The organism is Thalassotalea euphylliae, from assembly GCF_003390395.1.
Taxonomy (GTDB): domain Bacteria; phylum Pseudomonadota; class Gammaproteobacteria; order Enterobacterales; family Alteromonadaceae; genus Thalassotalea_F; species Thalassotalea_F euphylliae_C.
Map to the genome: position 1 here is coordinate 758,225 of NZ_QUOV01000001.1, position 15,450 is coordinate 773,674.

General features: G+C 42.5%; 15 protein-coding genes. 14 read left to right on the forward strand and 1 reads right to left on the reverse strand.

The features are described 5' to 3' along the window. Positions 1 to 25 precede the first annotated feature (25 nt). From fabV to DXX92_RS03330, 12 genes are all read left to right on the forward strand, one after another. Positions 26 to 1,216 carry an enoyl-ACP reductase FabV gene (gene fabV, locus DXX92_RS03275; RefSeq protein WP_115999131.1) on the forward strand — a complete coding sequence of 397 codons (1,191 nt, stop codon included), beginning with the start codon at positions 26 to 28 and terminating at the stop codon, positions 1,214 to 1,216. Between the two features lie 379 nt (positions 1,217 to 1,595). Beyond that, on the forward strand, positions 1,596 to 2,933 hold the full coding sequence (locus DXX92_RS03280; protein WP_116002278.1) for a Na(+)-translocating NADH-quinone reductase subunit A: 1,338 nt from the start codon (positions 1,596 to 1,598) through the stop codon (positions 2,931 to 2,933). A 2-nt stretch (positions 2,934 to 2,935) separates the two neighbouring features. Beyond that, a complete protein-coding gene (locus DXX92_RS03285) occupies positions 2,936 to 4,147 on the forward strand; it encodes an NADH:ubiquinone reductase (Na(+)-transporting) subunit B (RefSeq protein ID WP_115999132.1) in 1,212 nt (403 codons plus the stop codon). Then, positions 4,137 to 4,910 carry a Na(+)-translocating NADH-quinone reductase subunit C gene (locus DXX92_RS03290; RefSeq protein ID WP_115999133.1) on the forward strand — a complete coding sequence of 258 codons (774 nt, stop codon included), beginning with the start codon at positions 4,137 to 4,139 and terminating at the stop codon, positions 4,908 to 4,910. The genes DXX92_RS03285 and DXX92_RS03290 overlap by 11 nt, the downstream gene beginning before the upstream one ends. After that, positions 4,910 to 5,533 (forward strand): NADH:ubiquinone reductase (Na(+)-transporting) subunit D, encoded by a 624-nt coding sequence (locus DXX92_RS03295; protein WP_115999134.1) that lies wholly within the window; start codon positions 4,910 to 4,912, stop codon positions 5,531 to 5,533. Before DXX92_RS03290 ends, DXX92_RS03295 begins: the two co-directional genes overlap by 1 nt. A gap of 5 nt (positions 5,534 to 5,538) precedes the next feature. Further along, positions 5,539 to 6,162, forward strand: a complete 624-nt coding sequence (gene nqrE, locus DXX92_RS03300) for an NADH:ubiquinone reductase (Na(+)-transporting) subunit E (RefSeq protein WP_115999135.1) — start codon at positions 5,539 to 5,541, stop codon at positions 6,160 to 6,162. A 66-nt stretch (positions 6,163 to 6,228) separates the two neighbouring features. After that, on the forward strand, positions 6,229 to 7,452 hold the full coding sequence (nqrF, locus tag DXX92_RS03305; RefSeq protein ID WP_115999136.1) for an NADH:ubiquinone reductase (Na(+)-transporting) subunit F: 1,224 nt from the start codon (positions 6,229 to 6,231) through the stop codon (positions 7,450 to 7,452). 112 nt (positions 7,453 to 7,564) lie between these two features. Then, complete coding sequence (locus DXX92_RS03310; RefSeq protein WP_115999137.1) at positions 7,565 to 8,596, forward strand: FAD:protein FMN transferase; 1,032 nt, start codon at positions 7,565 to 7,567, stop codon at positions 8,594 to 8,596. A 200-nt stretch (positions 8,597 to 8,796) separates the two neighbouring features. Next, positions 8,797 to 9,018 (forward strand): (Na+)-NQR maturation NqrM, encoded by a 222-nt coding sequence (gene nqrM, locus DXX92_RS03315; RefSeq protein ID WP_115999138.1) that lies wholly within the window; start codon positions 8,797 to 8,799, stop codon positions 9,016 to 9,018. Positions 9,019 to 9,222: 204 nt separating this feature from the next. Continuing rightward, a complete protein-coding gene (locus DXX92_RS03320) occupies positions 9,223 to 9,990 on the forward strand; it encodes a tetratricopeptide repeat protein (protein ID WP_115999139.1) in 768 nt (255 codons plus the stop codon). A gap of 203 nt (positions 9,991 to 10,193) precedes the next feature. Continuing rightward, the gene (gene dinB, locus DXX92_RS03325) at positions 10,194 to 11,258 is read left to right on the forward strand and encodes a DNA polymerase IV (RefSeq protein ID WP_116002279.1); all 1,065 of its coding nucleotides are present in this window, start codon (positions 10,194 to 10,196) and stop codon (positions 11,256 to 11,258) included. A gap of 224 nt (positions 11,259 to 11,482) precedes the next feature. Beyond that, on the forward strand, positions 11,483 to 11,818 hold the full coding sequence (locus DXX92_RS03330; RefSeq protein ID WP_220347621.1) for a GNAT family N-acetyltransferase: 336 nt from the start codon (positions 11,483 to 11,485) through the stop codon (positions 11,816 to 11,818). Positions 11,819 to 12,026: 208 nt separating this feature from the next. On the opposite strand, the gene DXX92_RS03335 is transcribed toward DXX92_RS03330, so the two are convergent. After that, positions 12,027 to 13,727 (reverse strand): methyl-accepting chemotaxis protein, encoded by a 1,701-nt coding sequence (locus DXX92_RS03335; protein ID WP_115999140.1) that lies wholly within the window; start codon positions 13,725 to 13,727, stop codon positions 12,027 to 12,029. Between the two features lie 244 nt (positions 13,728 to 13,971). Here DXX92_RS03335 and DXX92_RS03340 point away from each other — a divergent pair, with 244 nt between their 5' ends. Next, positions 13,972 to 14,823 (forward strand): MBL fold metallo-hydrolase, encoded by an 852-nt coding sequence (locus tag DXX92_RS03340; protein ID WP_115999141.1) that lies wholly within the window; start codon positions 13,972 to 13,974, stop codon positions 14,821 to 14,823. Positions 14,824 to 15,000: 177 nt separating this feature from the next. Next, the gene (locus DXX92_RS03345; RefSeq protein ID WP_115999142.1) at positions 15,001 to 15,438 is read left to right on the forward strand and encodes a regulatory protein RecX; all 438 of its coding nucleotides are present in this window, start codon (positions 15,001 to 15,003) and stop codon (positions 15,436 to 15,438) included. The last annotated feature ends 12 nt before the right edge of the window (positions 15,439 to 15,450 follow it).

A 15,450-nucleotide genomic window follows, 5' to 3' on the forward strand; every position in this document is an offset into this window, starting at 1 on the left:
AGAACAAGGTTAACAAAGGTTTCTTATGGTTATTCAACCGAAAATTCGTGGCTTTATTTGTACAAATGCCCACCCAACAGGCTGTGCAGCTCATGTTGAAGAGCAAATCGCCTATGTAAAAAGTCAAACGCAAGCAGCGCAAAAACCAAAGAATGTGTTAGTGATTGGCGCCTCAACAGGTTACGGCTTAGCGTCGCGCATTACCGCAGCATTTGGCAATGGTGCAAAAACCTTAGGCGTATTTTTTGAAAAACCACCAACAGAAAAGAAAACAGCCAGTGCTGGTTGGTACAATACTGCGGCTTTTCAAAAAGCGGCAGATGAAGCGGGTTTATGGTCAAAAAACATTAATGGTGATGCGTTTTCTCACGAAATTAAAGCGAAAACCATTGAAACAATTAAAGCAGATTTAGGCCAAGTAGATTTAGTGATTTACTCACTTGCATCGCCGCGTAGAACCGATCCTGATACGGGCGAAGTATACTCTTCAACGTTAAAGCCAATTGGCGAAACAGTGACAACTAAAAACTTAAACACGTCAAAACGTGTGGTTGACGAGGTTACGGTTGAACAAGCGAATGATGCTGAAATTCAAGGTACCATTGATGTCATGGGCGGTGCTGACTGGGAACTGTGGATCAAGGCATTAGGCGATGCTGGTGTGTTAGCCGAAGGCTTCAAAACAACAGCTTACACTTACATTGGTAAAAAATTAACTTGGCCAATCTACGGGCATGCCACTATAGGTAAAGCGAAAGAAGATTTAGATCGCGCTGCCAAAGCGATTAATACATCGACAGCGAGCCTAGCTGGTCAAGCTTACGTGACTTCATTAAACGCTGTGGTTACGCAAGCGAGTTCTGCAATTCCAATTATGCCGCTTTATATCTCAGCCATGTTTAAAGTGATGAAAGGCGATGGCAGCTACCAGGGCTGCATTGAACAGATTCAAGATCTTTTCCGTGAGAACCTGTACGGTGACTCACCGCGTTTAGATGAGGCTGGCCGCTTAAGCCAGAACTACAAAGAGCTAGAAGATAGCGTGCAAGATCGCGTGCAAGCGATTTGGGATAAAGTTGAAACAGAGACAATCGACGAGCTAACCGACTATGTGGGTTATCACCAAGAGTTCTTGAAGCTGTTCGGTTTTGGGGTTGAGGGTGTTGATTACGACGCAGATGTTAGCCCATTGGCTGAGATTAACCATCTGAGTTAACTACTGATATTTTAAGTGTCTGAAAAAGCCAGCTATTTCACTAGCTGGTTTTTTTATGGGCAGCATATTTTAATATCTTGACTAGAATTTAACCTGAGTCGGCCGTTGTTTACGTATATTTGTTACGAAAAGTGACGAGCGCGGATAGCATAATACTCTTTTTTCGTGCTAAAATTCGCCGCTGAAATTTTTAACTTAAGTCTGGTGGCTAATAACTTTTGTTGAAATTATCTGCTGATAATCTATTGATTTTCGTCGGGTAGTCGATGCAAAGGCTGTGAAACCACTGAAATACACTGAAATCACTTAACGATAAGCGTGCTTAGCAAGATTATTGTTAGCTGGTTTTTATACTCCCGTCAAAGTAGTGCAAGTGTTTATGATTACAATCAAAAAAGGTCTGGATGTTCCTGTACAGGGTGCTCCCCAGCAAGTAATCCATGATGGTCCGTCCATCAAAACCGTTGCAACATTGGGTGAAGAGTTTGTGGGCATGCGCCCTACTATGCACGTCAAAGTAGGCGACCGTGTTAAAAAAGGTCAGGTACTTTTTGAAGATAAAAAGAACCATGGCGTTAAATTCACAGCTCAAGCAGCCGGTGTTGTTACCGAGATTAACCGTGGCGAGAAGCGTGTTTTGCAATCCGTTGTTATTGAAATCAATGGCGACGAGCAAGAAACCTTCAACAGCTACTCAGCTAATGAACTTGCGTCAATTGCACGCGAAGATGTTGTTGCTAACCTAGTCAACTCAGGTTTATGGACAGCATTGCGTACTCGTCCATACAGTAAAATCCCTGCGATTGATGCTGTACCGGCAGCAATTTTCGTTAGTGCCATGGATACCAATCCATTAGCAGCGAACCCAGAAGTTATTATTAACGAGCAAACAGAAGCGTTCAAACAAGGTTTAGTGGTACTTAGCCGCTTAACTGAAGGTGAAGTGTTCGTATCAAAAGCTCCTGGCGCTAATATTCCAACGAATGCTAACGAAGTGGTTACCGAATTTGCCGGTAAACACCCTGCAGGCCTTGTTGGTACTCATATTCACTTCCTTAAGCCTGTTGGTGCTGACAAGTTTGTTTGGCACTTAAACTACCAAGACGTTATCGCTTTTGGTCAGTTATTCACTACAGGTCAACTAAACAGTAACCGCGTTGTTTCTTTCGCTGGTCCTGCGGCCAAAAAGCCTAGCTTAGTGCGCACAGTACTAGGTGCTAACATTAATGAGTTAGCTGCTGGTGAAACTACTGACGGTGAAGTGCGTTTAGTGTCTGGCTCTTTATTACAAGGTCAAACAGCAAAAACCGTTCACGGTTACTTAGGCCGTTACCACAACCAAGTGGTTGCTTTACTTGAAGGTCGTGAAAAAGAATTCATCGGTTACATGTACCCAGGTCCGAACAAGTTCTCGGTTACTCGCGCATACATGTCGCACTTCTTTAAAGGTAAGTTGTTTAACATGACAACCACCACTAATGGTTCAAACCGTGCCATGGTGCCAATTGGTAACTATGAGCGTGTGATGCCATTAGATATTTTACCGACCTTATTACTACGCGATTTAGCCGCGGGTGATACTGACAGTGCACAGCAGTTAGGTGCGCTAGAGCTAGACGAAGAAGATTTAGCGTTATGTACATTTGTTTGCCCAGGCAAAACAGATTACGGCGTATTACTTCGTGACTGCCTGACGACGATTGAGAAGGAAGGTTAGACATGGGCTTAAAAACGTTTATTGAAGATATTGAGCCGCATTTTGAAAAAGGCGGTAAACACGAGAAGTGGTTTGCCCTATACGAAGCCGTAGCGACGGGTTTATTTACCCCAGGTTACGTCACCAAAGGCAAAACTCACATTCGTGACAGCATCGACTTAAAACGCATTATGATCACTGTGTGGTTAGCGGTTTTCCCTGCGATGTTCTTTGGTATGTACAACATCGGTTTCCAAGCCGTTGAAGCACTACAAGCAGGTTATGCATTACCTGATTCATGGCAAGTTGGTTTATTCCAAATGCTAGGTGGTGAGCTAACAGCAAACGCTGGCTGGTTTACTATGATGCTGTACGGCGCTTGTTTCTTCCTACCAATCTACGCAACGACGTTCATCGTTGGTGGTTTCTGGGAAGTGTTATTCGCGGCAGTGCGTAAGCACGAAGTAAACGAAGGGTTCTTCGTAACTTCAATTCTATTTGCCTTGATTTTGCCTGCTTCAATTCCATTGTGGCAAGTGGCTATCGGTATTACTTTTGGTGTGGTAATCGCTAAAGAAATCTTCGGTGGTACAGGTAAAAACTTCTTAAACCCAGCATTAGCGGGTCGTGCTTTCTTATTCTTCGCTTACCCAGCGGAAATCTCAGGTGACGCAGTATGGGTTGCTGTTGATGGTTTCTCTGGTGCGACGCACTTAGCAGCGGGCGCAGCAGCACAAGTAGGCGCAATTGACTACAGCATGAACCAAGCATGGTTCGACGCATTCTGGGGCTTTATTCCTGGCTCTATGGGTGAAGTGTCTACTGCCGCTATTTTAGTTGGTGGTGCATACATTCTTTACAAAGGTATTGCCTCATGGCGTATCGTATTAAGTGTATTCCTAGGTATGGCGGTAACAGCAACGCTATTTAACATGATTGGTAGCGATACTAATGCTATGTTTGCAATGCCTTGGTACTGGCACTTAGTGGTTGGTGGTTTCGCGTTCGGTATGATGTTTATGGCTACAGACCCGGTAACTATGTCATTTACTAACACAGGTAAATACTGGTTCGGTGCCTTAGTTGGTGTCATGGTTGTACTAGTACGTGTGGTTAACCCAGCGTTCCCTGAAGGTATGATGCTAGCGATTTTATTTGCTAACTTATTCGCGCCACTATTTGACTACTTTGTAGTGCAAGCCAATGTTAAACGGAGGATCGCACGTGTCAGCTAATAAAGAAACTTTTGGCAAAACGGTCGGCTTCGTTTTAGCGGTATGTATTGTTTGTGCAGCGGTTGTATCAACAGCAGCGGTTGGCTTAAAACAAAAGCAAATCGACAACAAAGCACTTGATCAACAAACTAAGATCTTAGAAGCCGCTGGTATTTTGCCAGAGAAAGTGAATAAGAGCTCAGTGAACAGCACCTTCGATCAATTCGTGGAAGCGAAAATGATCGACCTTGACTCAGGTGAGTATATTGACGGTAACCCTGAGTTGTTTGACGAGCGTCGCAACTCTCGTGATGCGCAAAAATCTGACAAGCCTGAAAATGATATCGCCGGTATCAACCGTCGCTCTCACGACGCTGTTGTTTACTTAGTACGTAACGGTGCTGGGGAAGTTGAAACTGTAGTACTACCAATCGTAGGTTCTGGTTTATGGGACTTAATGTTTGGTTACGTTGGTCTTGAAGCTGACTTAAACACAGTGAAAAACGTAATCTACTCTGATCACAAAGAAACTCCGGGCCTAGGTGCGGAAGTAATGAATCCTAAGTGGATCGCTATGTGGCCAGGTAAGAAAATTTACGGAGAAGGTGATGTTGTTAAAGCAAACCTTGTAAAAGGTGGCGCTAAATCTGGCGACATGCACGGTGTTGATGCGTTATCTGGTGCGACATTAACCAGTAACGGCGTAACACGCACACTGCAATTCTGGTTTGGTGAAGAAGGTTACTTGCCTTACATCAAGAAAAATCGCGGAGGGCTTAACTAATGGCTTCTGAAGCTAAAAAGGTATTAACTACCCCGATCGTAGACAACAACCCAATTGCCTTACAGGTATTAGGTATTTGTTCTGCGTTAGCGGTAACTAGCTCAATGGCAAATGCGTTAGTAATGACCTTAGCGGTTGTTTTCGTAACGGCATTTTCTAACTTATTTATCTCTATTATCCGTAACCACATTCCATCAAGTGTACGTATTATCGTGCAAATGGCGATTATCGCGTCATTGGTAATCGTGGTTGATCAGGTACTAAAAGCGTTCTCATACCAATTATCGAAAGAACTTTCGGTATTCGTTGGTTTGATTATTACTAACTGTATCGTGATGGGCCGTGCTGAAGCTTTCGCGATGAAAGAAAAGCCAGGTGTGAGCTTTATGGATGGTATCGGTAACGGTTTAGGTTACGGCTTTATCCTAATTACCGTGGCTTTCTTCCGTGAATTATTAGGTTTCGGTACCTTATTTGGTATTGAAATCCTACCGTTAATTCAAAACGGTGGTTGGTACCAAGCGAACGGTTTATTAGTACTACCATTCTCGTCATTCTTCATTATTGGTTTAATCATCTGGGCAATTCGCCAGTGGAAACCAGAGCAGGTTGAGAAGGACTAAGCACGATGGAACATTATTTATCACTTTTAGTTAAAACAATTTTCATCGAGAACATTGCGTTATCTTTCTTCCTTGGGATGTGTACTTTCCTAGCGGTATCTAAGAAAGTTAGCACGGCGATTGGTCTTGGTGTGGCGGTAGTTGTGGTACTAGGTATTGCGGTACCTGCTAACCAAATTATCTACCAAGCAATCTTGGCTCCGGGTGCATTAGATGCAGTGTTGGGTATTACTGATCCAACTGAGTCTATCGACTTAAGCTTCTTATCATTCATTACCTTTATCGGTGTGATCGCGGCATTAGTACAAATTCTAGAGATGGTTTTAGATAAGTACTTCCCGCCGTTATACAACGCGTTAGGTATCTTCCTACCGTTAATTACAGTGAACTGTGCGATTTTTGGTGCCGTATCTTTTATGGTTGCCAAGAACCTAACTTTAGGTGAGTCTGTAGTTTACGGTATCGGTTCAGGTATTGGTTGGGCATTAGCGATTGTTTTACTTGCGGGCTTACGCGAGAAAATGAAGTACTCTGATGTGCCAGACGGCCTTAAAGGTTTGGGTATCACGTTTATTACCGCTGGATTGATGGCTTTCGGCTTTCTATCTTTCGGTGGTATTTCGTTGTAATAAGATTAATGCAGAAGGTGAAGCGTTTAGCTAAGCCTTCTCAAGATAAGTGCTAAGGAAAAGTCGATGGAAATTATTCTCGGCGTATCGATGTTTACAGCAATTGTTGTTGCACTTGTTTTGGTAATTTTATTTGCCAAATCTAAGTTAGTATCAACGGGCGATGTAACCATCTCAATTAACGGTGACCCAGAAAAAGCGGTAACAGCAGGTGCTGGTGGCAAACTTCTGGGCGTATTAGCTGACCAAGGTATTTTCGTACCGTCAGCGTGTGGTGGCGGTGGTACTTGTGGCCAGTGTCGTGTACACGTTCATTCAGGTGGTGGCGATATTCTACCAACTGAATTAGGTCACATTACTAAGCGTGAAGCGAAAGAAGGCTGTCGTTTATCATGTCAGGTTGCGGTTAAGCAAGACATGGACATTGAACTTGAAGAAGAAATCTTCGGTGTTCAGCAGTGGGAATGTACTGTTGTTTCTAACGACAACAAAGCAACCTTCATCAAGGAGCTTAAACTAGCTATCCCTGATGGTGAGTCTGTACCTTTCCGTGCCGGTGGTTACATTCAAATTGAAGCACCAGCGCATCACGTGAAATACAAAGACTTCGATATTCCAGAAGAATATCGTGGTGACTGGGAGCGTTTTGGCTTCTTCGATATTGAATCGAAAGTTGACACAGACACGCTTCGTGCCTACTCAATGGCGAACTACCCAGAAGAAGAAGGTATTATTATGTTGAACGTGCGTATCGCTACGCCGCCGCCTAATAACCTATCTTTACCTGCGGGTAAAATGTCATCGTTTATCTGGAGCTTAAAAGCTGGCGATAAAGTGACTATCTCAGGTCCATTCGGTGAATTCTTCGCGAAAGACACTGACAACGAGATGGTATTTATCGGTGGTGGTGCTGGTATGGCGCCAATGCGCTCTCACATTTTCGATCAGCTTAAGCGTCTTAACTCTAAGCGTAAGATCTCTTTCTGGTACGGTGCGCGTTCATTACGTGAAATGTTCTATGAAGATGATTTCAATGGCTTAGCGGCTGAAAACGAGAACTTTGACTGGCATGTTGCCTTGTCAGATCCGCAACCAGAAGATAACTGGGATGGTATGACTGGCTTCATTCACAACGTTCTTTATGAAAACTATTTACGTGATCATGAAGCACCTGAAGATTGTGAATACTACATGTGTGGTCCACCAATGATGAATGCAGCGGTTATCGGCATGCTGAAAGATCTTGGTGTGGAAGATGAAAATATCTTACTTGACGACTTCGGTGGTTAAGATATTTTCCAAGGTTCGCTAGCGAGTGATTTAGTGATCTAGCTAGCAACCTAATAAAGAGCGGCATTAGCCGCTCTTTTTGTATCAATCGACATATTTTAGGGTTTATAAAATGAAGTTTAAGCTTGTTATAACAACTTTGCTTGTATCAGTATTTACCTTGCTACTTGCTGGCTGTTTTCCTGCGCCGTCAGAAGATGCTAAACAGGAATTTCATTTGCAAGGCCGTACCATGGGCACTACTTACAATATCAAAGTTGTGGCCAAGCAAGCGCAGTATGACTTAGCTCAATTACAGCAAGATATAGACGCAGCCTTAGTAGAAGTGAATAATCAGATGTCTACGTATCAGCAAGACTCTGAAATCACAGTATTCAACAATAGCCAAGGTAGCGAGCCAACCGTCATTTCAACAGGCTTTAGAACTGTTGTTAGCGAGGCGTTGAGGTTAGGTGATATCACCGATGGCATGCTAAATGTGACAGTAGGGCCATTAGTTAACTTATGGGGTTTTGGTCCTGACTTAAAACCTGAAAAAGTGCCTTCAGCAGAAGAACAGGCCGCAGCATTTGCCCGTATTGGGTTAGATAAGTTGTTGTTGACTGAACAGGGCTTAGCGAAAACGCAAGCAGACCTTTATTTAGATTTATCGACCATTGCCAAAGGTTGGGGTGTTGATGTTGTTGCTGATTTACTTGAACGCAAAGGCATTCAAAACTACTTGGTAGAAATTGGCGGTGAAATGCGCCTCAAAGGTTTTAAAGCCAATGGTACCTTGTGGCATATCGCGGTAGAAAAACCAATCACCACAGAACGTAGCGTGCATCAAGTGATCGTGCCGCAAGACAATGCCGTAGCCACCTCAGGTGATTACCGCAACTATATTGAAGTTGATGGTAAGCGTTACTCGCATATTATTAATCCTAAAACGGGTAAGCCGATTGATCATCGCTTAGTGTCGGTAACTGTGATTCATCCGTCTTCAATGACAGCAGATGGCTTATCGACAGCCATTATGGTAATGGGGCCAGAAAAAGGTTTAGCTTTCGCAGAACAACATGATTTAGCGGTAATGATGATCAGTAAAACCGATAAAGGTTTTGAAGAGATCAACACTAAGAAGTTTATGCCGTTTTTAAAATAGGCAGTCAGTAAACTAGTCAGTTAGTCTGTTAGATTGCTTTTTAAAAGTGGTATTAAATAGTTATAAGCGCAACATCGCTGAACATGGTGTTGATGTAACAAATGCGGTAAAATCGCACTGTTTTTAAGTTTTGAAATAGTTCAGTGAGACATGCTGGGCTATTGGGCACAACCGATTGCTTGGGTTAGCTTGGAATTATTATGACATTATTTTTAATTACGCTTGGTTTCTTTTTGTTAGTCGTTGCTGGAATGGCGGTGGGCTATATCTTCCAGCAAAAATCATTGGCGGGCAGCTGCGGTGGTTTAGGCTCATTAGGGATCGATAAAGCCTGTAACTGTGATAACCCTTGCGAAAAGCGCCAAGAGCGCGAGCGCAAAGCCGCGTTAGCAAAAGATAGTATTGATATTAAAATTATATAAACTGCTGGTTTTTAAAATGATTAATAGGTCGCATTAGCGGCCTTTTTTATACCTGTCGAATAATCATAACATCTTGGCTGATCACAAATAATCGGCCATCAATCACATAAGGCTTTAGTGACCTTGTTGTTTTTTCAATTTTTAGTATGGTGAAAGGGTATTTCCAACTAGGAAGGCTAACTAAGAAGGGAAAAAATAAGTTTAATGCTAATTGTTACTTGTACTCTGGCATTTCAAGCCAAGGCGAGTAAATTAACAGAATGTAATACCGACACTTGTGCTGAGTATTTTAAACAATATCAAGCAGCGGCAACGCGTGGTCATGCCGGTGCTATGAGCTTGTTGGGTCAGCTTTATCAAGCGGGTTATGGTACAGAAGCTAATATCAAAAAAGCACTGCATTATTATAAGAAAGCAGCAAAAGGCGGCGATATTGCCGCTCACTATAAAGCAGGTCTTATTTATCTCAGTGACCCAGGTTTCAAAGACTTAAACAAAGGTGTCCGTTACCTAGAAACCGCTGCCAGAAAAAATTATAAAAACGCGAATTTTTTACTAGGTATTGCTTACCTAAGTAAAGGTTTTGGTTTGCACGACTTGGTAAAAGCAGATAGCTATCTAGCCAAGTCTTATCAAGACAATCACCCTGATATGCCTGCTGTGATTGAGCTAATTCAGACATCACAGCCTATCACTGCGGAAAACTTTCCTGACCTTTCCCTAGCATTAGCTAACCAACCCTTGGCTAAAAATGAAAATGGCCGCTTGGTATGGCCACATGATGAAACTGAAGTTATTACTATTACTTCGCCGCCGATAGAAGAGGTGCTAACCGAGCAACTAGTGCTCTATCGACGCCCTGCCAAAGCGTTGGGCTCACGGTTACCAAACAGTCAGTGTAAAAATCAATTTGGGTGTTACTCTACTAGTGGTGCAGAAGGGCTGCTAGATTTTCCCTTCATCCGGTTCTAGCTCTATAGCAAATTACTCGCTTTGGCTTTTAGATAGAGCCTAACTGTATTAATATACAGTTAGGCTCTGTTTTTATGCTTCTATCATTCTGCTCGACATAAAAATAGAGGCCGAGCTCCATTAAGTTGCTGGCAATGACTAGTAACCTAGGGGCTAAATTTGAGCAATCTTCATTATTTATTAGGCAGAGTGTTAAGTTAACGATGCAAAGAAAAATTGCCCATATAGATATGGATGCCTTTTATGTGTCGGTCGAGATCAGAGATAACCCTGCGTTAGCGAATAAGCCTGTTGCAGTTGGTGGTAAATCCGATCGCCGTGGGGTATTGTCGACCTGTAATTACATTGCCCGACAGTTTGGTGTGAGCTCGGCAATGCCTGTTGCGCTGGCTCGTAAAAAATGTCCTGACTTAGTTGTCGTGCCAGGGCGAATGCAAGTGTACAAAGAAGTCAGCGAGGTTATTCGCAGCATCTTTGAACGTTATACAGACAAAATTGAGCCGCTGTCGCTCGATGAAGCTTACCTGGACCTATCACATTCGACATTACATCAAGGCTCTGCCACTTTAATTGCCCAAGAAATTCGCCAAGAAATCGTTAAAGCAACCGGACTCACCGCCTCAGCGGGTATTGCACCATTAAAATTTGTCGCCAAAATTGCCTCCGCTCTGAATAAACCTAATGGCCAGTGTACGATCGCCCCAGATGACATTTTGGATTTCTTAGAAAACTTATCGCTGCGCAAAATTCCTGGTGTCGGTAAGGTCACCTCTGAAAAACTCAGTAAGTTAGGTTTTAATACTTGCGGTGATATTCGTCGCTCTGAAGAGGCTTACTTAGTTAGTCAATTTGGCAAATATGGGCGAGTGCTTTGGGCGCGCAGCCATGGTATTGACGAGCGTGAAGTACAGGTGTCGCGCGTGCGAAAATCTGTAGGGGTTGAGCGTACCTTTGAATATGATATTGCGAGCTTTGATGAACTTAGCGAAATTATGGCGCAAAAGTTATTGCCCGAGCTTTATCGCCGTTCAGATAAATACCTGACAACCTCAGGAATGAATAAGCTTGGAGTAAAAGTTAAGTTTAATGATTTTGTTCAAACCACCAAAGATCAGAAAAGCCACGAAATTAGCTTGCCACTGCTTAATGAACTCTTAAAAGAAGCGCTGCATCGTGGGCAGGGTAAACCAGTACGACTATTAGGCATCCATATCGGCTTACAAGCACCCGAAGAGCAGACAGCACAATTAGGACTGGCGTTTGATTAAACCATTTTAAGCAATAGTTTTTGACCATGTTGTTGGCTGGTTCGTTTTGTTACTTATTCGTTGTTTTTTATTCTTTATTTATTTCTTTACGCCAAACTTCACTAGTCAATGCAAAGCACTCTTAAAAATAATAATTTCAGTGCTTTATATTGATTTTCATTTATCTTGCCCACATCACTTTACAAAGCGAATCATTAGTAACGAAACAGTTAGTAGGGAATAATATGGAAATCTCGCTACAAGAAATAACGAAAGACAACTGGCTCGATATGATCGACCTTGAAATTACTAAAGAGCAGGAAAAGTTTGTCGCGCTTCCATCTGAAGCGATCGCTGCCTCGAAATTTTATCAACATTACGTGAATCGAGGCGTGTATATAGGCAATAAAGCGATTGGTTTTATTCAGTATTATCCGAACTATGAGGATGATAAACCTTATGAAATTTTCATTGACCAAGTATTAATTGATGTTAGTCAGCAGGGTAAAGGCTATGGCTCACAAGCAGTAAAGTTAGTACTTGAAGAAATTCAGCAACTACAGGGCTTTAATTCCATCTAATTGCTATGTCGAAGGTCACGACATCATGAAAAAATTTTTTGAGAGATTTAATTTTGAAATTGTAGAGCAAGATGAATTTGATGAAACCATTATGGAACTACATTACGCCTAATCAGTTGCCCAACATTTAGAATACCAAAATAAAAAAAGGTCGTAAGCTAGTGATAATCTAGCTTACGGCCTTTTTGTTTACCTAACATGTTAACAGTTAGCGTGTTTTAAACTTCTGACATAGTTGATGCATCTGCTCAGCAAGCTCGTTTAACTGGCTAGCGCTGTTTGAAATTTGCAGTGTACCTTGCTCAACACTTTGTGAGATTTCAGCAATTTGCGAAATGTTGTCATTAACACTGCTCGCTGCCAAAGTCTGTGTTTCCGTTGATTGCTTAATGCTTTGGTTTACATCGGAAATATCATCAACCTGCTCACCAATTTTCAATAATGAGTGCTTGGTTTCTTGAATTTGCTCAACTGCCGTTGTTGCTTGCTCATTATTGGTGGTCATCGTACTGACCATGGTTTCAGTGGTGTTTTGTAGCTGATTGATGATGTTGTCAATTTCACCGGTAGAGTTCATGGTTTTACTGGCAAGTGCACGAACTTCATCAGCGACGACAGCAAAGCCTCGGCCTTGCTCACCTGCGCGAGCCGCTTCAATCGCGGCGTTTAACGCAAGTAAATTGGTTTGCTCGGCAATAGAGCCAATAACACTTGAAACTGTACCAATTTTTTCTACGTTGGTTTGTAGTTGATTAATAATCGCCATTGCTGCTTCTGCTTGTTCTGACATTTGCTCAATGACTGACACCGAGTTATCAACAACACTCTGGCCTTGCTGGGTTGCTGATTGTGCTGTTTGGGCTGCTTCACTTGCCTGTGTTGAGTTGTTAATCACTTCACTAACCGTATCTAACATGGCCGTCATTGATTGCTCTGTTTCAGCAGTGAGATGTGATTGACGCTCAGTACCGTCTTTTGCTTCTGAGGTAATGCTGCTTAAATCGCCAGCCTTGTCTTTTAGCTGGTTCGCTGAATCACTAATGAGCTCGATGGTTTGTTTGTATTGTTGGGTAATGCGGTTCACTGATTTCATGATCACCGCAAGCTCGTCTTCTGATTGCTGATGATCTAATTCTGTGGTTAAGTCGCCATCAACAACGTTATCAACGGCTGTGGTAATTGATTTCACTTTTTGCTGAATAAAGCGTGAGAAGCTGATATTGACCACAACAACGACAATCACTAGCAACAGCAGCAGGGTGCCTATGATAATCCATGCTAGCTTGTTATCAGCGGCGCGCTGCTCAGTGATGTCGATGCTCATCTCTAAGATGCCGCGCACATCGCCGAGTTGCCAGTCAGTTTTTGGCGAATCTGGGTGACTGTTGTGACAATTCACACAGTTTTGTGCGGTCAGCTTATCAGCGACACCGACACGCATTATCTGTTTACCGTTTACTTTGGTTAATTCTGAGTAGGCTTGATCAGGGTTTTTAGTTAAAAACTCCCACGCTTTTTTATTAAAGTCATCGAGTGTGCGACCACTGCGGTTAGCAAAAGGGTATGGGCTGATCAGTGAGAACTGCGTGTCTTCACTACTCATCTCATAGCTAACATCATGTAAGAAAGTGGCAGGCACAGGAATCACGCCAGTTTTGTCTTTGTGTTCAGTGGATGCTTTGATCGGGCTATCAGGGTTTATGACAGATTGGACGATATTTTTTGAGTAGTAGGTACGTAATTTCTTAAATTGTTGGGCGGTAAGTACAGCGCCGTCGACCGTTTCACTTTGGGTATTATTGCTGAGCGTATTGGGGAGCAATACAGCAAAGCCGATAATAACAAAGAGAAAAAAACTAATGGTGGGTAATAGTAATTTCCAAAGAATACTTTTGGATAAAAAATTCATCGAGGTATCTCTACTTATAATCGCCAATTGACTAATAATTGTTTTTGCTAGTTCCCTGCTAGTTAGCTTTTCATCCTTTTATCAGCTTCAAGCTCTTAACATACTCAAGGAGTTCAGGTTAATCAAATGGCTAGCTCATGATTTTTACATTTTATTAATGCTAAATTTTGTACCGTTCTGTACAAACAAGCGGTTATTTTATACAGTTTGATTAACATTCTGCTTACATGAAGAAGAACAACTAATGCTAAAAAAACTTTCTTTAATATTATTAGCCGCGACAACAAGTTTTGCTGTTTCCGCGCGCGACTTTAGTGACGTCAAAATTGAAACCAGTAAAGCGGCGGGCGATGTTTATATGCTGGCAGGTCCAGGTGGTAATATAGGCGTGTTAGCCACGGGTGAAGGTTTATTGTTGGTGGATGACAAATTTGCACCGCTGGCTGAAAAGATTGAAAACGCGATGAAGGCGATTGTTGATCAAGATCTAAAATACGTTATCAACACGCATTACCACGGTGATCACACGGGCAGTAACAGTTACTTTTCACACAAAGCGCCGATTTTTGCCCACCACAATGTCCGCAATCGACTAAAAAGCAATGACAGATTAACCAAGGATGCCTTACCTGTGGTCACTTACGACAAAGGCGTAACTATTCATTTAGCGAATGAAGAAGTGCAATTAACGCATTTGCCGAAAGGACATACTGACAGCGATACTATTGTGTATTTTAAAAATGCTAACGTGCTGCACACAGGTGACTTATTTTTTGAAGGGCGCTTTCCCTACGTAGACACCAATGGTGGAGGCTCCGTCGATGGTTATATTGCCAATGTGAGTTACATGGTTAACAACTTTCCCGATGATGTAGTGATAATTCCAGGTCATGGCAATTTGACAGACAAAGCGGGCATGAAAGAGTTTGTCGCCATGATGATAGACACAAGCAAACAAGTGAAAGCGCAGCTTAGCGCAGGCAAGAGCGAAGCAGATATTTTAAAAACGGGTGTCGCGCAAGAATACAAAGCCCTCTCTTGGAACTTTATTACCGAAGAGCGCTGGCTAAAAACACTGATTGCAGCCTATAAATAAGCCAGCAATCCAGCCTGAAAAAATATTCATTTTCATTTGAGTTTGGCGATTCCACACAGATTTGCACAGGAATCGCTAATTGCCGCTAAAACTCTGCAAATGCAAAGCAAAAACCACTACACATCTTCATTGGTTTAGGTAGAATACCGACTATTATTTGTCTGGCTTTTATATTTTTTGAACAAAGACGTTTTACACTCCGCCATCGGGCTATTATCGCGCCGAGAACACTCGACTAAAGAGTTAACGCAAAAGCTAAGCAAGAAGGCCTATTCATCTGACGATATCAAACAAGTGATCAACTTCTTACTCGATGAAGATTACTTGTCAAACATCCGTTTTGCCGAGAGCGTTATTCGCAACAAAGTAAGCCGAGGTTATGGCTGGAATGCGATTCGTCAAGAGCTCAAGCTAAAAGGGGTCAATAGCGATATCTACACAAGTGTATTAGACGAGTTGAACGTCGATTGGTACACCCAAGCAGAGCAAGCCTACCGCAAGCGATTTGGTGAAACACCCATTGAAGATCAAAAAGACAAAGCCAAGCGATTACGATTTTTACAATACCGTGGCTTCTCGATGGACGAGTGCTTAACGGCATTGAATGCAAATTAACCGAAAGTGTTG